At 73.5% G+C, this 19,112-nt stretch carries 11 protein-coding genes; 2 read left to right on the top strand and 9 right to left on the bottom strand.

What is annotated here, in order from left to right; genetic code table 11:
• Nucleotides 1–3 precede the first annotated feature (3 nt).
• From AMK33_RS31175 to eccD, 5 genes are all read right to left on the bottom strand, one after another.
• On the bottom strand, nt 4–450 hold the full coding sequence (locus AMK33_RS31175) for a type VII secretion system-associated protein (protein WP_073936360.1): 447 nt from the start codon (nt 448–450) through the stop codon (nt 4–6).
• A gap of 28 nt (nt 451–478) precedes the next feature.
• A complete protein-coding gene (locus tag AMK33_RS31170) occupies nt 479–799 on the bottom strand; it encodes a WXG100 family type VII secretion target (protein ID WP_073936359.1) in 321 nt (106 codons plus the stop codon).
• Between the two features lie 67 nt (nt 800–866).
• Nucleotides 867–1,217, bottom strand: coding sequence for a hypothetical protein (locus tag AMK33_RS31165; RefSeq protein ID WP_073936358.1), 351 nt, complete (start codon nt 1,215–1,217; stop codon nt 867–869).
• 361 nt (nt 1,218–1,578) lie between these two features.
• Complete coding sequence (gene eccB, locus AMK33_RS31160) at nt 1,579–3,051, bottom strand: type VII secretion protein EccB (protein ID WP_073936357.1); 1,473 nt, start codon at nt 3,049–3,051, stop codon at nt 1,579–1,581.
• Nucleotides 3,052–3,069: 18 nt separating this feature from the next.
• On the bottom strand, nt 3,070–4,467 hold the full coding sequence (gene eccD / locus AMK33_RS31155) for a type VII secretion integral membrane protein EccD (RefSeq protein ID WP_073936356.1): 1,398 nt from the start codon (nt 4,465–4,467) through the stop codon (nt 3,070–3,072).
• A gap of 343 nt (nt 4,468–4,810) precedes the next feature.
• Here eccD and eccCa point away from each other — a divergent pair, with 343 nt between their 5' ends.
• Nucleotides 4,811–8,755, top strand: coding sequence for a type VII secretion protein EccCa (eccCa, locus tag AMK33_RS31150; protein WP_079195047.1), 3,945 nt, complete (start codon nt 4,811–4,813; stop codon nt 8,753–8,755).
• Between the two features lie 272 nt (nt 8,756–9,027).
• On the opposite strand, the gene AMK33_RS31140 is transcribed toward eccCa, so the two are convergent.
• Nucleotides 9,028–10,248 carry a S8 family serine peptidase gene (locus AMK33_RS31140; protein ID WP_235618258.1) on the bottom strand — a complete coding sequence of 407 codons (1,221 nt, stop codon included), beginning with the start codon at nt 10,246–10,248 and terminating at the stop codon, nt 9,028–9,030.
• A 73-nt stretch (nt 10,249–10,321) separates the two neighbouring features.
• On the opposite strand from AMK33_RS31140, the gene AMK33_RS31135 reads away from it, so the two are divergent.
• On the top strand, nt 10,322–13,657 hold the full coding sequence (locus AMK33_RS31135) for a right-handed parallel beta-helix repeat-containing protein (protein WP_073936352.1): 3,336 nt from the start codon (nt 10,322–10,324) through the stop codon (nt 13,655–13,657).
• Between the two features lie 62 nt (nt 13,658–13,719).
• Here the strand turns inward: AMK33_RS31135 and AMK33_RS31130 are convergent, their stop codons facing one another.
• From AMK33_RS31130 to AMK33_RS31120, 3 genes are all read right to left on the bottom strand, one after another.
• Complete coding sequence (locus AMK33_RS31130) at nt 13,720–14,943, bottom strand: hypothetical protein (protein WP_073936351.1); 1,224 nt, start codon at nt 14,941–14,943, stop codon at nt 13,720–13,722.
• A gap of 67 nt (nt 14,944–15,010) precedes the next feature.
• Nucleotides 15,011–18,448 (bottom strand): hypothetical protein, encoded by a 3,438-nt coding sequence (locus tag AMK33_RS42555; RefSeq protein WP_073936350.1) that lies wholly within the window; start codon nt 18,446–18,448, stop codon nt 15,011–15,013.
• Entirely contained in the window at nt 18,445–19,107 is a 663-nt protein-coding gene (locus AMK33_RS31120) for a type VII secretion system-associated protein (RefSeq protein WP_073936349.1), read from the bottom strand. Before AMK33_RS31120 ends, AMK33_RS42555 begins: the two co-directional genes overlap by 4 nt.
• Between the last annotated feature and the right edge of the window lie 5 nt (nt 19,108–19,112).

The following is a 19,112-nucleotide window of genomic DNA, read 5'->3' as shown; positions in this document are numbered from 1 at the left end:
CCGCTACTCTTCCTCTTCGTTGCCACCCGGATTGTCGAGATCACTGTCGACATCCTCGAAGATGTCCATGAACTCGTCCGCGGTGATGTTCTCGAGATTCTTGCCCTGAGCCTTGGCCAGCTCGTTGATCGTGTCCCACAACGCCTGTTCGAGGTCCTCGAAGAGAACCGTCTGATCCTCCAGGATGCGCTCGACCTCGCCCGCGCCCTGCTGGATGACCTTGTTCAGGGCTCCCCCGCCGACCACGCTGTTCTCCTCGGCCATGGGGCCGATGACGAGCGGCTTCGAGGACAGGATCGTCGTGGTCGAGATACTGTCCGCGATGAACGAGATCGCCGGGCCGGCGGTCGGGCTGTCCTTGAGGATGTTCTCCAGGGTCGTCCGGAAGCCGTCGATCTGGTTGTTGATGAAATTCTTCAGGAACGTGCTGTCGAGGACCGTGACGGCCATGTGATCACCCTTCCGTCACCGGCCGGCGTCAGCGGCTGCCGATCCTGATGTCGCCCCACCGCTGCGAAAGGTTCTGCTCGGTGTACCGGTAGTTGGAGGAGATCTCGGTGAGCAGCCCGGAGTGGTTGGCGAGCAGGTTCTTGATGTTCTGGACGGCGTTGTCCCATTTCGCCTGGACCTCGCTGTAGACGTCCCGGTCGTCACCGATCCAGCTGTTGCGGAGTTCGGCCAGTTCCATCTCCAGGTTGGCCAGAATGCTCATGATCGCCTGGGACTGGCCGACCATGTCGTCCGCCGCGCCTTCGGCGTGGTTGTAGTCGACGTAGATGTAGCCGTCGGAGAAGTCCATCGAAGTCCTCGATTCACCGGGAGAATGACGAGCGGGAAGGGACGGCGCCTGGCGGATGCGCCGAAGGTCAGTTCGACGACGTGTTGGTGCCGTTGAGCTCGTCGAAGACCTGCGTGGAGCGCGAGTACTCCGCGTCGATCGCGTCGCTGGTGGATCCCTGCACCAGCCCGTGCTCCGTGAGGGTGCCGTTGAGCTCGTCGACCATCCGGTCCAGGTTGATCAGGATCGTGTCGACGTGCTCGTCCCACTGCTCCAGCAGCTTCTTGTACTTTCCACCGTCCGCGCCCCCGTAATTCGAGGCGAGTGTGTGCGACGTGGACTGCACGTCCTGCTGGCAGCGCTGAACACCGGTGAAAGCCTGTTCCAGCGCCATGATCCCATTGCGGGTCGCGCGTTCCTCGGACTGCTGCATGGCCATGAGAGAACTCCCTTTTCGGTGAAACTCACCGGGCTGCGGCCCCCACTTCACCCTGCGGGCAGACAGGGCGCCCCTACGATCACGAATGACTCGCCGGGGCCATGGGGTGGCCAGATGCTATGCAGGCCGCAACTTGTTTGGCAATTGCCCGCGGAACCGCGAAGTCCCCTATTCTGAGGCTCAATTGAGCAATGACCCGGAATTCACGCCGCTCAAGTGAGCGGCGCGGTGGATCCGGCCGGACAGATCGGGCATCCGCGCCGCTCACCGGGGTGCCGACGAGCGCCCGGCTGAACGTGAGGTGACCGCGGGACGCCAAGAATTTCCCTGTCGGCTGCTTCCCCTCGAGGGCCGTCACCCCCTATGTCCGGGGGCACCGCAGCGTCACCCTCGCCTCTCCCTCGGCCGCCGCCTCGGGGGTCAGGTCCGGGCCGCTGGGCAGCATGGCCAGCATCGGGGACGGCATCGTCCGCGCCTCGACGCCCTCGTAGCCCAGCGCCTTCACCGCCTCCTGGGACAGCAGCCGGTACTTCACGCCCTCGTCCGTCACCAGGTACGTGGTGTCGCCCAGTGCGCTGCCGCTCGCGCTCAACGCCCTGACCAGCGCGCCCTTCCCCGCCCGTACGGCGATGGAGTCGACCTTCAGGCAGCCCGGTTCGACCTCGGGCGCCGGTGCCTGCACCGCCGGGGGCAGGGCGTTCCGGGGCAGCACCGAAGTGCCCACCCGCACACCGGAGTCCGCGGAGTCGACCTCCGCGCAGGACACGGAACCGGTGGCGACGGTGACCGCCTTCGGCGGCTTCGCGGGCAGCCTCTCCGTCCCCGAGCTCCGCGCGTCCGGGGCGAGATGCCCGGCCAGGGTGTCCGCGCCGAGCGTCACCACGGCCGCGGCCTCACCGTCGTACGCCTTCTCACGTGTTCGCGGGTCGCCCAGCAGGAGGGTGGCGCCGGTGTCGGTGAGGGGGACGAGGCCCTCCCGCGTGAGCAGGTGGTAGCGGGCGGCGGAGCCTGGGACGTCGACCTTGAAGAGCTGCCCGATCCTGGTGCTCCGCCCGCCCAGTTCGGGGCCCTTCTCACCCCGGCCGGGTACGTCGGCGGGGGCCAGGTCGGGTCCCAGCGGGAAGGCGTCGAGGAACGCCGCGGAGACGGGACGCGGGGTGACGTCGCCGTACCCGAGGGCCTCGGCCGCCTTCGCCCGCTCGTCCAGGCGCAGCCGGCTGCCCTGCCACAGCAGGTACGCGGCGTCGTCCGGGCCGGTGACCAGCAGGCCCTCGTTCTCGCCCAGCCGCCGGCCGCCGGGCACGTCCTGCGGGGCGTCGGTGCCGAGGGCGAGTGTCGTGGTCGTCGTGACGACGCCCGTCGTCCGCGGCAGGATGCCGGAACACACCAGCCACGGGGTGCGGTCCAGGTCGCCCGTGCCCGGCAGTGCCTCGGGCCCGTCGGGGATGCCGATGGGCGTTCCGTGCGGGGTGCCGGCCAGCGAGGACGTGCCCACCGTCGTGACGCCGACCTCGCCGCCGGTGACCAGCCGGGCCGACGCGTAGTTGCGCACCGGGCGCAGCCGCCCGTCCAGGTACAGGTAGCGGGCGCCGGTGTCCTTGTCGACGATCAGGTTCTCCCCCGAGCGCCACGAGTCGTTGCCGCCGGGCCGGATGAGTCCGAAGACGAAGGCGCCGGCGCACACCAGCACGGCGATGATCACGCCGATCGCGGCGCCGCGGTTGGTCCGGCCCAGCGGGCTCTCCGGGGAGTCCGGCTCGGCGCGCAGCATGGCCGAGGCCAGCCGCCCCATGATGAAGAGATGCGCCTGTACCTGGTCTCGCTTGCTGTGCATGTCGCCGTGTCTCCCGGGTCAGCCGTTGATGCCGCGGAGCCAGCCGTAGACGCCCATCGACCAGAGCGTCAGCGGCAGGATGCTGAGGGCGGCGAGTGAGTGCAGCAGCTCGGCCGCGCGCCCCCAGTACGGGACGAGCCGCCGTCCGGGCACCGTCCACGAGGCGATGGTGATCGCGGCGGCCAGCCCCATCAGCCCGGCCGTCAGGGTCAGCCGGTCCGCCGGGGCGAGGGAGCGCGCGGACACGAACAGCAGCAGGACCACGCCCCAGGCCCCGGCGCAGGTCAGCGCCAGCCGCTGCCAGACGTTGCCCAGCCCCCGGCTGTGCAGCAGCAGGAGCAGGGAGAAGGCCACGACGGTGAGGATCTCGGCGAGGCCCGGCGCGGCCATGAGCGCCGCCAGGCAGGGCAGGCACACCAGGCCGATGGCGCCGTAGAGGGCGGTCATCCAGCCGTCCGCCAGCGCGGAGCGCGCGTCGACGTCCGAGGAGGAGTACGGGTCGATGCCCTGCTGGAGCTGCTGGACGTTGGTCGGCAGGGGCGGCATCCGCATGCCGGCCAGCCGGAACGACAGCGACGGGACGAACCCGCCGAAGAGCACCACCACGACGGCCACCACACCGGCCGCCTGCTGCGGCGCCAGGTCCAGGGTGATCAGGGCGGCGCCGAGCGCGCCCGCCGCCGCGACACAGGCCGCGCCGATGAACAGCGCCGGGTAGACGCCGACCGCCGCCAGGGCGAGTACCGTGCCCGCGCCGCCGGCCGCGGACGCCGCCAGCAGCCGTGCGCCGAGGACGGCCTCGCCGTCGGCGCCGCCGAGGTCTCCGCCGGGCAGCAGCCAGCCCGCCAGGGCGAAGTAGGGGGCCGCCATCAGGCCGAGCACCGAGCCGGCTCCGGCGTCCCCGACGGCGCGGGAGGCGGAGCCCGCCCCGGCGATCAACAGCAGTCCGGCGGCCGAGGCGGCGACCGCCCGTATCCAGCCCGCCGTGCCGGGCATGGCCAGCAGCACGATGCCCAGCGCGAGGGTGGCCGCGGCCAGTCCGCGCAGCAGGCGCCGGCCGGCCTCCGGACTCCAGCCGTGCGGTCTGCGGCCCATGCCGTCGGCGATGCCGTCGACCAGGTCGTCGATGTGCACCTCGGGCAGCGCCTCGGTGCGCGGCCGCAGATAAAGCTCCTCTCCGTCCCGCAGACCGAGGGAGTCCAAGGTACTCTCGGGGTCGAGCGGTGGACCGCCGAGCCGTTGGAGCACCCAACCTCCGTGCTCCAGACCGGTTTCCTCCAGGTCGTCCCCTCCGTAGCCGATCACTGTGGGCAGCAGATCGGCGACGGGGACGTCGGAGGGCACGGCCAGGTCGACGGTCCTGGCCGGAGCACGTACGGTGACGCGGCACAGGCTTGCCGTCTGAATGTCGGTCATGGCTTCGGGGTTCACACTTTCTGGCGGACCACGGGATACGCGGTGGCTGGAAGGTGGCAGCGGCACACCGGTCGGTCGCCGAACGCGACGGAAAAGTCGGACGGGGCATGCGCCGACGAGTTTGACCGTACGCCGGGCTTTTCGCAACACCACTCCGGGAGTTCAGCGTCACGGCACCTTACGGCCATTTTCCCGACGCCGTCGCGCGGGACTCTGACTCTTTACGGTAAAACCCGCGACGTTCTCGCGGAGTTCCCCCCGGAATTCCTTCCGAAATCATTGAGGAGGACGTTCGTTGAGCGTGATCCTGTTCCGCCGCCCGGCCCGCCGCAAAGGGCCGGAAATGCCGTCGGGGGAACTGAGTCTCCAGGAGCCGCCCACGCTTCCGGAAGTCGTGCCGGACAGTTCCGCGGTGTGGACGTATCTGCCGATGGCGCTGATGTCGGTCTCCATGATGCTGATGTTCATGCGGCCGGGGATGAGCCAGAGCAGCGGCGGATTCATCTACATCGCGCTCGGTGTGATGGTGATCGCGTCGGCGGGCATGATGCTCGGTCAGGTCATGCGGCGCAACGGCGAGCGCAAGCAGCGGATGAAGGGCGAACGCCGCGACTACCTGCGGTATCTGCGGCAGACCCGGCGCATGGTGCGGGCGTCCATCGTCGAGCAGCAGCGCGCCCTCGCCTGGCGCCATCCCGAGCCCGACGCGCTGTCGTCGCTGGTGCGCAGCACCCGGTTGTGGGAACGGCGGACGTCGGACGAGGACTTCGCCGAGGTGCGGATGGGCGTGGGCGACCAGCGGCTGGCGATGAAGCTGACACCGCTGTCGACCAAGCCCGTCGAGGACCTGGAGCCGCTGAGCGCGCACGCGCTGCGCAGCTTCACCCGCGCCTACTCCACCGTCCGCGACCAGCCCATCGCGATCTATCTGCGGGCCTGGTCGAAGGTGCTGTTCCGCGGGGACGAGGAGCGGATACGGGCCCAGGCGCGGTCCCTGCTCGCACAGTTGGCGGTGTTCCACTCCCCCGACGACCTGTGGATCGCGCTGTGCGTCTCGGACGAGCGGCGCGCGGAGTGGGAGTGGGCGAAGTGGCTGCCGCACAGCCTGCACCGCCACGACGAGGACGGCGCCGGACCGGCCCGCCTGATCGCCTCGGCCTTCACCGAGCTGGAGAACCTGCTCGGCGCGGAGTTCCTGGAGCGGCCGGGCGCCGACCCCGACGCGGTACCGGGGCGTGAGGAGCCGTACACGGTCGTCGTGATCGACGGCTGCACGGTGCCGGCGGGGCACCGCTTCGACGGGCACGGGTTCCGCAACGCGGTGGTGCTCGACCTCACCGGTGCGCTCGCGTGGAAGCCGGGGCGGACCACGCTGCGCCTGGAGGTGGACGACAGCGGTGTCGCGCTGGTGCGCACCGACCGCGACCGCAAGGAGCAGTCGACGGTGCTCGGCCGGCCCGACCGGCTGGGCACGGTGGGCGCGCTGGCGCTGGCCCGGCTGCTGGCGCCGTACCGGATGAGTGTGGGCGGCGACGACTCCAAGCCGCTCGCCAACGATGTCGAGCTGACCTCGCTGCTGAACATCCCCGATCTGCACCGGCACGACCCGGCCACGCTGTGGGAGAAGGCGACCGGCAGTGCCCGGCTGCGGGTGCCGATCGCGGTGAGCGGTGAGGGCAGGCCCGTGGAGCTGGACATCAAGGAGTCGGCGCAGGGCGGTACGGGACCGCACGGCATGCTGATCGGCGCGACCGGTTCCGGCAAGAGCGAGCTGCTGCGCACGCTGGTGCTGGGGCTGGCGCTGACCAACTCCTCCGAGACGCTGAACTTCGTCCTCGTCGACTTCAAGGGCGGCGCCACCTTCCTCGGCCTCGACGAACTGCCGCACACCTCGGCGGTCATCACCAACCTCGCCGACGAGGTGGCGCTGGTCTCCCGGATGCAGGACGCCCTGCACGGGGAGCTGATCCGGCGGCAGGAGCTGCTGCGTGCCGCCGGTAACTACACCTCCGCGCTGGAGTACGAGAAGGCGCGGCAGTCCGGGACGCCGTTGCAGCCGCTGCCCAGTCTGTTCGTGGTGGTCGACGAGTTCAGCGAACTGCTCGCATCGCACCGCGACTTCATGGAGCTGTTCGTGATGATCGGCCGGCTCGGGCGCAGTCTCGGGGTCCATCTGCTGCTGGCCTCGCAGCGCCTCGACGAGGGCCGTATGCACCAGCTGGAGAGCCATCTGTCGTACCGGATCGGTCTGCGGACGTTCTCCGCGATGGAGAGCCGGGGCGTGCTGGGTGTGCCGGACGCCTACGAGCTGCCGGCGCAGCCGGGTGCCGGGTTCCTCAAGAGCGGTGTCGACGCGCTGACCCGGTTCCGGGCCGCGTACGTCTCGGGGCCGTACCAGCGGCGGCGGGCCGTCGTACAGGCGCAGGTGGCGCGGCAGGTGGTGCCGTGGACGGCGGAGTGGGTGGTGCCGCGCGCCCCCGCGGACCCGGACACGGCGGGCGGGCCCGACGAGACCGGGCCGGAGCCGGAGGGTGAGGGGGACGGCGGCGGGGAGACGCTGCTGTCGGTGGCGCTCGACCGGCTGCGCGGGGCGGGGCCGCCCGCCCACCAGGTGTGGCTGCCGCCGCTGGGCCGGCCGGCCACCCTGGACCAGATCCTGCCCCCGCTGTCACCCGACCCGCGGTACGGCCTGACCACGGCCGACTGGCCGCTGCGGGGGCGGCTCACCGTGCCGGTGGGCGTGGTCGACCGGCCCTTCGACCAGTTGCGCGATCTGCTGACCGTGGACCTGTCGGCGGCCGGGGGCCATGTGGCCATCGCCGGAGGGCCGCAGAGCGGCAAGAGCACGCTGCTGCGGACCCTCATCACCGCGCTGGCCCTCACCCACACCCCGCGCGAAGTGCAGTTCTACTGCCTCGACTTCGGCGGCGGCACACTGGCCGCGCTGGACGAGCTGCCCCATATGAGCGGGGTCGCGGCGCGCGTCGACACCGAGCGGGTGGGTCGTACGATCGCGGAGGTCACCACGCTGCTCGCCCGGCGGGAGCGGTTCTTCCTGGAGCACGGCATCGACTCCATGGCGACGTACCGCAAGCGGCGTGCGGCGGGCGAGTTCCCCGACGAGCCGCACGGGGACGTCTTCCTGGTCATCGACGGCTGGGCCACCGTGCGCCAGGACTTCGACCGGCACATCCCCACGTTCAACGCGCTGGCCGCCCGCGGGCTCAACTACGGGGTCCATCTGATCGTCACCACCGCCCGCTGGGTGGAGCTGTCGTCGTCGGTGCGCGACCAGACCGGGACCCGGCTGGAGCTGCGGATGGGTGATCCGATGGACTCCCAGATCGACTCCCGGAAGGCGGCGACGATCCCGCGCAGCGCGGGACGGGGGCTGACCTCCGACAAGCTGCACTACCTGTCGGCGCTGCCGCGCGTCGACGGGGTCGAGGACGCCGACGACCTCGCGGACGGGGTCGCGGGACTGGTCGCCGCGATCGGCGAGAACTGGACGGGGCCCGCCGCACCACGGGTGCGGATGCTGCCTTCGACGCTGCCGGTGGAGGAGCTGCCGGAGCCGGAGGGCGAGAACGGACTGCGGATCGCCATCGGCCTGGACGAGAACGAACTGGCGCCGGTGTGGCACGACTTCACCGAGAACCCGCATCTGATCGTGGTGGGCGACGCGGAGAGCGGCAAGACGAACCTGCTGAAGCTGGTCGCGCGCGGCATCACCGAGCGGTATACGCCGGCCGAGGCGCGGATCATGACGGTGGACTACCGGCGGGAGCTGGTGGAGAGCGTTCCCGAGGCGTACCGGCTCGGGCACGCCGTCTCCCTGGACATGCTGCGGGACCTGGTGGACGGGGCGGCGCGGGCGGTCAAGCAGCGGGTTCCGGGGGAGGACATCGCGCCGTCGCGGATGCGGTTGTGCGACTGGTGGCAGGGGCCTCGGCTGTTCATCCTGGTCGACGACTACGACATGGTGGGCGGCGGGCCGATGACGCAGCCGTTCGCTCCGCTCCTCGACCATCTGGCGCTGGGGCACGAGGTGGGGTTGCACCTGGTGGTGGCGCGGTCTTCGGCGGGGGCCGGGCGGGGGCTGAACGAGTCGTTGCTGCGGCGGTTGCAGGAGGTCAATACGCCGGGGTTGTTGATGTCGTGTCCGCCGAGTGAGGGGTACCTGTTCGGGAGTGTGAAGGGGCGGGAGCTGATTCCGGGGCGGGCGGTCCGGATCGCTCGGCGGAAGACCTTGCAGGTGCAGACGGGGCTTGTGGGGGGCGCGTCGTGAGGCGTCCGGGTCCGGAGAGGGTTCCCGCACCGCCGCCACGATCCGCGGGCAGTCGTGCCTCCCCCAGTGCCTCAAGGGCCTGGGAGGTGCCCCCAGGGCGATGGGGGTCCCCCCGCTCGAGCGGAGCCGAGAGTGGGGGAGGGCGGGCGCGACGGCATCCCGAGGGCGCCGGGCTGCGCAACCACCCCCCGGCCCGCCCCGACGCGGCACACCCCGCACACCCCGGGCCGGGCGAGTGGGGGCCGGCACGGACGGGTGCGGTGACGACTTCCTCAGGAGGTGCTCGGAGGGCGCCAGTCGCGGGTACGGCCTCGGGGGATCACCGCTGCCAGGGCTGCCAGGAGGAGGACCGTGGCCAGGGCTGCCGCTGCGATCGTCAGGGAGCGGTTGTGGGGGGTGGGGTCGGTGGGGGGTGGCATCTGGGCGGGGGCGGGGGGCTGCTCGGAGGGCTCCGTGTGGTCCTGGATCAGGGACAGGGCCGCGTACGGGTCGAGGCGGGGGGTGTCCGAGGGGTAGGCGGTGCCGAGGAGGCGGCGGGTGACCTCGGCCGCCTTGAGGTCGGGGTGGTAGGCGCGGACGAGGGCGGCGGCGCCGGCGACGCCCGCCGCGGCCAGCGAGGCACCGGAACCGATGTAGTGGCCGGAACCTCCCGGGCCGACGCTGACCATCTCGCTGCCGGGCGCGGACAGGTCGGGCTCGTGGGCGGGCGGCGCGTTCTTCTGCCGTACGCCGCCGGGGCCGAAGTCCACGACGGCGAGCGCGCCGGGTGCGGCGGCCGGCCAGTACGGACCCTCGGGCATCTCACCGTCGGGCCCCTGCTCCTCGCGGGCCACGGCGTCGGGCGCGGCCGGGGCGACGACCAGCGCGTCGCGCCGGGTGGCGTGGGCGACGGCGGCGGTGAGTTCGGCCTTGCCGGTGCGCAGGACCTGGCCGACGTAGATGACCTGTGCGCCGCGGTCCGCCGCCGTCCGTATGCCGGCGGCCACGCGTTCCACGGAGGGCACCCCCCGGTCGTCGGTGCCGGACAGGGCGAGGATCTCCGCCTGCGGGGCGACCCCGGTGATGCCGCTGCCCTTCTCCGGTGCGGCGGCGATCAGGCCGGCGGCGAACGTGCCGTGGCCCACGCAGTCCTCGGCCGCCCCGTCGACGGCCTCCACCCTGCCGGACAGGCTGGGGACGCCGGTGGCGACCCCGGTGTCGACCACCGCGACGGTCACCCCGCCGCCGCGGGAGATCCGCTGGGCCCGGGACAGTCCGAGCGCCGTCTGCGACCACGCCGCTCCGGTGGCCGTCTGCTCCGAGGCCCCGGTGCACGGGTTGCCCTCGCCGAGCCGGACGGGCAGCGGGGGCAGCAGCGTGGCCCCCGGATCGTCGGCACCGGGGCTCGCCGACGGCGCGGTGGGGGCGGCGAGGGCCGGCCCGCCCGTGACCGGCAGGACCACGGCGACCGCCAGCACGAGACCCGCACCCCGATGTTTCATGACATTCCGCATGAGCCGCATGATATGCACACGAAATGTACGGCGCACAACGCCAACCAGGCAACAGCACAAGGAGGTTCGAGGCGTGGCACGGCAAATACTCACGGTCGGCCCGGAACGGTCGGACGGCTTCCAGACGATCGGTGAGGCACTGGCCCAGGCCCGCACCGGGGCGGTGATCCGGGTCCGTCCCGGCCGCTACGCCGAGAACCTCGTCATCCGGCACCGGGTGACGATCGTCGGCGAGGGCGAGCCGGGCACCGTCGAGCTCTGCCCGCGGGACGGCACCGCCGTCACCCTCATGGCCGACGCCGTGATGCTCAGCGCCCTGACCCTCCGGGGCCGCGACAAGGAGGCCGCGGTCGTGGACGTACCGGCCGGTCAGGCGGCCCTCGACGACTGCACCGTGACCGGTTCCGGGTGGACGGCGCTGCTGGTCCGCGGCAAGGGCTCGCTGGCCGCCCGCGGCTGCCGGATCGGCAACCCCGGCGGCGCCGGCCTCGTCGACTCCTCGGAGTCCGAGAGCATCGTCGAGGACTGTGTGTTCGAGAACTTCGGCACCTCCGCGGTGGTGATCGGCGAGAGTGCCGGACCCCTCGTCCGCGACTGCCGCATCCGGGGCGCGCGGGCCAACGGCGTCCTGGCGAGCGGCGAGGCCCGCGGCACCGTGGAGGGCTGCGACATCTCCGGCACCGACAAGCCGGCCATCGCCCTGGAGGGCCACAGCTCGACGCGCGTGCTGCGGTGCGCCGTGCACCACACCTCGGTGGGCCTGCTGGTGACCAGCATGTCCCGCCCGGAGATCGAGGAGACCTCCTTCGAGTCGATCGCGCAGAGCGGCATCGTCATCTCCGGCGGGGCCGACCCGGTGCTGCGCGGGTGTGTCACCCGGCGCACCAAGACCAGCGGGCTGCTCGTCCTGGACCGCTCGCGCGGAACCCTGGAGGGCTGCTCGTTCCACGGCTCCACCGAGGCCGCCGTACGGGTCGTCGAGGGCGGTGCCCCGCTGCTGCGGGAGACCGTGGTGAGCGACTGCGCCGACACCGCCGGGGCGGTGCAGCTCTGGGACGACTCCACGGCCGAGTTCGAGCACCTGGAGGTCCTGGACGCGGCCGGCGTCGGCATCTCGGTGCGCTCAGCCGCCAACCCCCTGCTGCGCCGCGCCCGGGTCACCGGCTCCGGCGGCCACGGCATCGAGTTCACCGACGACGGCCGCGGCCGGCTCGAGCACTGCGAGATCGAGTCCGCCGGCGGCTGCGCGCTGAGCATCGACGACGACTCCGACCCCGAGATCAGCGACACCGTCCTCACCTCCGCCGCCCGCTCGGGCCTGCTCGTCGGCGAACGCGGCCGGGGCACCCTGCGGGACTGCGAGATCGGTGACAGCGCCGACGCCGGGGTCGGGGTGCGGGACGGCGCGGAGATCACCCTGGAGCGGGTCCGGGTGCACGGCTCGAAGGCCCACGGCGTCCAGGTGTCGCGCGGCGGCCGGGCCGTCCTCGACTCCTGCGAGATCACCGGCAGTACGGGCGACGGCGTACGGATCGACAGCGCCGAACCGGTCGACGTCACCCGGTGCGTCGTACGCGACAACCGGGGCGCGGGACTGCGCCAGAGCCGCGCGAGCGAGCGGCTCACGGTCGAGCTGCTGACCAGCACGGACAACGGACTGCCGGACAGCTGGGGCGAGTCGGCCGACACGGGCGGCGAGGACGGCGCTCCGGGCGGTCCCGGCAAGGAGCCGGAGCCCGAGGGCCCGCTGGCCGAACTGGAGGCGCTCACCGGCCTGGAGAACGTCAAGCACCAGGTGAACACGCTGGTCAACCTGAACCAGCTCGCGGAGCGCCGGCGCCGGCTCGGCATGCCGGTCCCGTCGATGAGCCGGCACCTGATCTTCGCGGGGCCGCCCGGCACCGGCAAGACCACCGTCGCCCGCCTCTACGGCAGCATCCTCGCGGACCTGGGCGTGCTCAGGAGCGGACACCTGGTCGAGGTCGCCCGCGCCGATCTCGTCGCGCAGGTCATCGGCGGTACGGCCATCAAGACCACCGAGGCGTTCAACAGCGCGCTGGGCGGCGTGCTGTTCATCGACGAGGCCTACACGCTCACCGTCGAGGGAACGTCCAACGACTTCGGTCGCGAGGCCGTCGACACCCTGCTGAAGCTGATGGAGGACCACCGCGACGACGTGGTCGTGGTGGCGGCCGGCTACTCCGAGCAGATGGAGTCGTTCCTGACCGCCAACCCCGGTCTCGCCTCCCGGTTCACCCGCACCATCGAGTTCGGCAACTACGCGGTGGAGGAGCTGGTGACGATCACCGAGAGCCTCTGCCGGCGGCACCAGTTCGAGCTCGGGCCGCTGACCCGGGAGGCCCTCGCCGTACGCTTCGAGCAGATGACGCGCGACGCGACCTTCGGCAACGGCCGTGCGGCGCGCGGGGTGTTCGAGGACATGGTGGACCGGCAGGCGTTCCGGCTCGCGGCCATGACCGACCCGGCGGAGAACGACCTGACGCTGCTGCTGCCGCAGGACGTCGGCGACGCGGAGGCGGCGGCCGTCGGCGCCGGCACGGCACAGGACGCGGGCGACGCGTCCGGCGCCTCCGACCCGATGGCCGAACTCACCGCCATGGTGGGGCTCGCCGCCGTGAAGCGGGAGGTCGCCGACCTGGTCAGTCTCCTCACCAACGCCCGGCAGCGGATCGCCGCCGGGCTGCCCGCCCCCCGGATCAGCAACCACCTCGTCTTCAGCGGGCCGCCCGGCACCGGCAAGACCACCGTGGCCCGGCTGTACGCGAGGCTCCTGCACTCGCTGGGGGTGCTCCCCCGCGACTCCCTGGTGGAGGTGGCGCGGGCGGACCTGGTGGGCCAGTACGTCGGCCACACCGCCCAGCGCACCAAGGACGTCTTCACCAGCGCGCTGGGCGGGGTGCTCTTCATCGACGAGGCCTACACCCTGACCCCCGAGGGATCGTCCAACGACTTCGGCCGCGAGGCCGTCGACACCCTGCTGAAGCTGATGGAGGACCACCGCGACGAGATCGTGGTCGTCGTCGCCGGGTACACCGAGGAGATGGGGCGCTTCCTCGCCTCCAACCCCGGTCTGACGTCCCGGTTCTCCAAGTTCGTGACGTTCGAGGACTACAGCACGGACGAGCTGGTCACCATCGTGTCCCGGCATGCCGCCGCCTCCGGGTACGAGTGCGCCGACGCCACCGTCGAGGCGCTGCGCGCCCATGTGGACGCCATCCCGCGCGACCGGTCCTTCGGCAACGCGCGGCTCGCCCGGCAACTGCTGGAGACGATGATGACGAGCCAGGCCCGCCGGCTGGGCGGGCTGGCTTCGCCCAGCCTCGCCGACCTCACGACGCTGCTGCCGGAGGATCTGCCGCCGGCCCGGCGGCGGGAGGCCGCCCTGTGACGTGCTGAAGACGGACGCCCGCCGGCCGGTGCCGGCGGGCGTCCACCGCGCTGTCGCGCCCCTCAGACGTTGAACTTGACGGACTCCAGCCACAGGTCCGGCTCCAGCGACCCGCCGAATCTCCAGCCCTCGGACGACTCGCACATGTAGGCGCCCCAGTCGTGCCCGCCGAGCTTGTGGTGGTGGCAGACGTTGCCGTCCTCGACGCCGATGGCGTAGCCGCTGAGGTTCGGCGCGTTCGAGGCCGCGCTGCCCAGCGTCAGGTCCGTCCCGTCGGCCGCACCCGACCACGCGGTCGTCCAACCGTCCTTCTGGACGAACTCGTTGGCGGACACCCTCTTGACGCCGACCACCGCGATGTTGATGGCCGTGATCGGCAGCCCCTGGCCCGACATGGCCCCGTCGCACCTCGGGGTAGTCCAGCCGGCGCCCTTCCTGTGGACCCGGTAGCAGATGTGCCGGCCGGGATCCGAGGCGGCCAGCCGCTGAACGGCGTAGGCGGCGGTGTTCGGCGGGAGCTTCGGGGCCTCGCGCTCCTCGGTCCGGGCCTCCGCCTTCTTCGTCGCCTTGGGCGACTCGCTGACCGGGGCGGACGCCGAACTCGTCACCGGGGCGGGCTTCTTGACGACGGGGCTCGGCTTGGCGGACGGCTTCTCGGTCGAGGGCTCCGGTGTGGGCTCCGCCGGGGCGTAGTCGCCCTTCGGCACCTCCAGGGGGTCCTCCTCCAGCAGCGTGTGGGACCCGGCGGCCACCGCCACGTTCTCCTTCTTCTGCCGCGAGTCGTCCGTGGCCCAGATCAGCAGCGGCACGGCCAGGAGGACGACGCCCGCGATGCCGGCGGCGGCGAGCAGGGGCTTCTTCGGGTTCCCGGACGGCGGCCCGTCCGCACCGGCAGCGGCGGTGGCGGTTCCGCCCACCCCGGCGGCCTCGCCGGCTGTGGTGGCTGCGGCGGCCGGCTCGGCGGCGCTCTCGCTCTCCGCTTCCGGCCGCTCCTGCGAGGCGGACGCGGTGGCCGTTGCGGCCGGTTCCTCGGTCGTGGCGGCCGCGGTGTCGGGCTGCTCGGAGGTGTCGGGGGTTTCCGGGGCCGGTCGGGCCGTCTCCGCCGCTTCCTCGGTTCCCCCGGTGTCGCCCTCGCCGGGTTCCGGTACGGACGTACGCCGTGCGGCCGGTGCCAGCATCGGGCCGGGGTCGGCCGCCGCCGACCCGAGGGAGACGGCCCTGCGGACGGACGAGCCGCCCGTGCCGTCGGGCCCGTCGGGAGCGGGCGGCCTGTTCTGACGTGCCATCGTTCTCCTCGATCTGATCGGTGTGGACTGTGGGGTGGTGGGTGGTCGTGCGGCGCGGCCCCGCTCGCTATCCGTCCTGGCCCACGGGCCCGGAGCAGCGTTCCGGCCACTGCGGGTCGTCGCCGAGGCGGAAGCCCTTGGCCAGCGCCTCCTCGAGGTGCGTGAGGGCCTTGAGGTCCAGCCCGCTCAGTTCCTCCGACCCGTCCATGTAGGCGGTCGCGTTCCCGGGGAGCTCACGCAGCAGTACGACGGAGGGGCCCGCGGGCACGGTCCGTACCCCCAGCACCCGGAAGCCGGTCCCCGGCACGAAGACGATCTCCTCGTACGCCTCCGGGGGTCCGCCCGGCCGGTCGATCAGTTGCCGTACCTTGCGTCCGGTGACGGACCAGATCGCGTAGCGCACGGGAGCCCCGGCGGGGAGCGCCGAGGCTCCGGCCAGGGCGCTGACCGGGGCGGGGTCGTGCAGCAGCGTGCCGACCGCCGGTCCGGGGCCGTCGGCGTCCCCGCCGCGCAGGGCCACGCCCCGGTAGGAGGGCAGCCGGCGCAGAGCGGAGGCGAGGCACCCGGCGTAGGGCAGCAGGCGTCCCTCGCCGGTGCGCAGGTCCCGGATCAACTCGCGGTGGTGCAGGGACCCTTCCTCGGCGGTGAGGTAGGCGTGCGCGGCGATGAGGTCGGTCCGGGCGGCCTCCAGTTCGTGGCCGCGCAGGGCGGGCATCCGGGTGAGCACCCGCGACACGGCGGCGGCGTGCACCTCCCAGGCACCGGCCGCGGCATCCCGGAACGCGGCACGCTCGGCGGCCCCGCTGACATGCCCGGGCACGAACGGAAGGGCGGCAGGGCTCGACGCGGACGCTCCCCCGGCCCGCCCCTGCGGTCCCGTCCGCACCTCGGCACGTACGGCCCGACCGCCGGCCGGCCCCGGACCGCCCCGCTCACCGGAGGTGTGCCCCGCCCCGCCGACGACACCGTCGGCTCCGGGGCGCGTCCCGGCCGAGGAGGCGGACCGGGGCCCTGCGGTCCCCGAACCCGCCCCGCCGTCCGGCGCCGCACCGGGCCCGGAAGCCCCCGGCTCGCTCCCGGCGCCGGCCCCTGCCTCCGGCGACGCGGCAGTCGCGGACCCCTCGGCGGGCCGCCCCTCCGGACGGGACTCCGAGGACGCGGCGGGCACGGACGCCCCGCGCTCCGCCTCCTCGGGTTCGGCGCTCTCCGACGGAGAGCCCGGCGGCACACCCACCGCTCCCCCGGCACCGGCGGCCGGCCGGCCGGGAGCATCCGCGTCCACTTGGACGTCCGGGGAGGTGGCAGGCCCGGCGACCGAAGGACCGATCGCTTCGGCGTCCCCGCCGCCCCGGAGAGCGTCCGGGAACGCGGCAGACGGGGGCACCGGTGCCCCGGGCCCGGCAGCCCGCGGACCGGCGGCAGCCACACCGTCGGGGCGGACCGCCCCACCTCCGGGCCCGGCGGCCGACGGACCACTCACAGCCGTACCGGACCGACGGGCCACCCCGGCGCCGGGCCCGCCGGCCGGGAGGGCAGGGGTCGTACCGGACCCACGGACCACCACCCCACCGGACACCGAAGCCTCACCAGGCCCACCGGCCCGCGGACCGGCAACAGCCCTGTCAGACCCCCGGCCCGACGCACCGGGCGGCACAGCACGACCGGGCCCACCGGCCCGCGGACCGGCAACAGCCCCGCCAGGCCCACGGCCGGCCCCGGCAACAGGCGGGGCAGGGGTCGTAACGGACCCACGGGCCGCCTCACCGAACGCCGAAGCCTCACCAGGCTCGCCGGGCCCACGGCCCACCCCGACGGCAGGCCGGGCAACAGGCGAGGCAGTGGCTGTACCGGGCCCGTGGGCCATGGCCGGCACGGCCTGACCGGGCTTGGTAGCCGACGGGTCGTCGGCGCCCGTACCGGGCTCGGCAGCCGGCGACGCGGCGGTCGGGCCGGGCCCATGGGCCGCCCGCCCCTGCGGTGGGACACGGCCGGGCTCCGCGACCGTGCCCGGTCGGCTGGTCGCCGTGGCCGGCCGACCGGCCGCCGGGCCGGGGCGCGAAGGCCGGCCGGAGGTGAGGTAGCGGATGTTGGGTATGCCGTGTTCGGCGGCCAGGCGGCGCAGGGCGCCGTCGCCCGCCAGGAGTCTGCCGCGGACCAGCAGGGTGGTGCGGGCGCGGACGTCGGTGCCGAGGCCGCGCGCGAGGCGGGACAGCGCGGGCAGCAGGGAGCCGTCCAACGGCTGCCCCGGCATGCCCAGTTCGATGGCGCACACCTCCGGGTCGACGGCCGGTCCGAGCGGCCCCGGACGGGGTCCGTCCGGTGCCCACAGGGCGAGGCCGGCCCGGGTCACCGTCGCCTGCCAGTGGTCCGTCAGCCGTACCGTCCCCCGTTCGCCGCCACCGAGGATCCAGTCGGGCGGGTGGAGCTCCACCGGCCTGGGCACGGGGGCCCGCCCCTCGGAGTCGACCGGCCCGCAGACCACGGACGACACGAACGGCCGCCAGCTCGGCCTCCCGTCCAGCCCGACCAGCGTGGGCCGGGGAGGAGTTCCGGGCGGTGCGTGGTCGTCGAGCAGCGGCAGGCCGGTGAGCACCTCCACCTCGGTGCCCAGCAGGTCGGCGACCGACTGCCCGAGCCGCAGCAGGTCACGCCGGCCGCCGGGCGCGAGCCGGGTGCGGGCCCGCTCCGCCTCCGGCAGCCCCGCGAGCACGGCGGCGACCTCGTCGGCGCCGACGTCCTCCGCCCGCGGGGCACCGACCAGCACCGTCAGCCGCTCGAAGTCGACGGGCACGGAGAAGCACAGGTCGTCGGGGGCCGGCCCGGGTGCCTCGGCCGGGCGGATCACCACGCCCGCCGGGACACGGTCCACGACACAGCCGCCGGACGTGCGCGCGGGCACCCCGTCCAGCGCCTCCTCCCAGGCGGGCGCCGGTGCGCGCCGGCCCACCTTCCGGGGCTCCGCACCGGGCGCGAACCGCCACCAGGCTCGGCCGTCGCCGTGGACGAAGAGCGCGCCCCCGGGCGTGATCAGGACGGCCCCGTCCGGAGCCGTCACCTCCAGTTCCCAGGCGTCCGCGATCCTGCGGGCGACGCTGGGCCGGTCCGGCCGGTCGTCACCGGCGCCGGACATCACGAGCCGGACCCGGTCGGTGCCCCGCGCGCGGAGGGAGTCGAGGAGCGCGCCCAGCCGTGCCCAGTGGTCGGCGTCGGGCGCCCCGCCCCCGGCGGCGGAGCCCACGATCACCGTGACGACGTCCTCCTCCCGCCCGACGGCGCCCGCCACCTCGGCCACGACGTCCAGCGGGAACGAGTCGTCCTCGACCGAGCGCACCAGCAGCACGCCGTCGACGTCCTCGACCGGGGGCCCACCGACGCCCCGGTTCCCGGTGCCGTTCGTACCGCCGGCCGGACTCGCCGCACCACGGCGGCCCGTACCGGAGCCGGAACCGGAATCGGATCCGGACCTGCGCCCCCGGCCCCGCACCACGGACGACCAGCGGCTCACGCGTCCGTCCCCCGTACCGGGTGCACGGCCTCGGTCAGCACCCGCGCGGTACGGCCCACGGGCGCGGCGGCAGCGGGGGGCCGCTCCCCCGCACCGCCTTGGACGGCGTCGCGTACGGCGCCGAGGTCCAGCAGCATGCCCACCGCGGCCGAGGGGTTCAGATACAGCGCGTGCCCCTCGGGGACGCGTGTCACGAGGTCGTCGACGCCGACGAGTTCGAAGGCGAACCGCCCCGCCGTGTGCAGGAACACCGACGAGGTGAACACCGGCACGACCGGCGTCCCGTCCGGCGCCGCCGCGCTCAGCGGACCGCCGTCCGGCGCGGTCAGCACGGCCACCTCGCGTCCCGCCAGCGCGGCCGGAACCGCCTCGCCGGGCCCGTATCCGGTCGACGCGAGCTGGACGGCGCGGTCCACCTCGTCCTCCGGTTCGGGCCAGCCGAGCGCACGCGGGGACGGCCGGTACTCGGGGTTGTCCTCCCACTCGACGATCTCGCCGTCGAGGCCGGACCGCCACCGGCCGGTCATCGCCCACTCCGGGGGCTTCCCCTCCCCGGACCACATCGGGTCGACCACCCCCAGCCAGTGGTCAGGGGCGAGGCGGCCCGCCTCGCGGATGTCGTCCGGAACGGGCGGAAGCGCCTCGTCCTGCTGGCTCATCGCTG

The organism is Streptomyces sp. CB02400 (genome assembly GCF_001905725.1).
GTDB classification, from domain to species: domain Bacteria; phylum Actinomycetota; class Actinomycetes; order Streptomycetales; family Streptomycetaceae; genus Streptomyces; species Streptomyces atrovirens.
The sequence above is the reverse complement of the archived record's forward strand: the minus strand, read 5'-3'. Positions and strand labels throughout refer to the sequence as shown.

Excerpts from the sequence above, each read along its gene's own strand:
- AMK33_RS31175 (WP_073936360.1), bottom strand. The coding sequence starts at position 450 with ATGGCCGTCACGGTCCTCGACAGCACGTTCCTGAAGAATTTCATCAAC.
- AMK33_RS31130 (WP_073936351.1), bottom strand. The coding sequence starts at position 14,943 with ATGGCACGTCAGAACAGGCCGCCCGCTCCCGACGGGCCCGACGGCACG.
- AMK33_RS31165 (WP_073936358.1), bottom strand. The coding sequence starts at position 1,217 with ATGGCCATGCAGCAGTCCGAGGAACGCGCGACCCGCAATGGGATCATG.
- AMK33_RS31120 (WP_073936349.1), bottom strand. The coding sequence starts at position 19,107 with ATGAGCCAGCAGGACGAGGCGCTTCCGCCCGTTCCGGACGACATCCGC.
- AMK33_RS31170 (WP_073936359.1), bottom strand. The coding sequence starts at position 799 with ATGGACTTCTCCGACGGCTACATCTACGTCGACTACAACCACGCCGAA.
- eccCa (WP_079195047.1), top strand. The coding sequence starts at position 4,811 with ATGCCGTCGGGGGAACTGAGTCTCCAGGAGCCGCCCACGCTTCCGGAA.
- eccD (WP_073936356.1), bottom strand. The coding sequence starts at position 4,467 with ATGACCGACATTCAGACGGCAAGCCTGTGCCGCGTCACCGTACGTGCT.
- eccB (WP_073936357.1), bottom strand. The coding sequence starts at position 3,051 with ATGCACAGCAAGCGAGACCAGGTACAGGCGCATCTCTTCATCATGGGG.
- AMK33_RS31140 (WP_235618258.1), bottom strand. The coding sequence starts at position 10,248 with ATGCGGAATGTCATGAAACATCGGGGTGCGGGTCTCGTGCTGGCGGTC.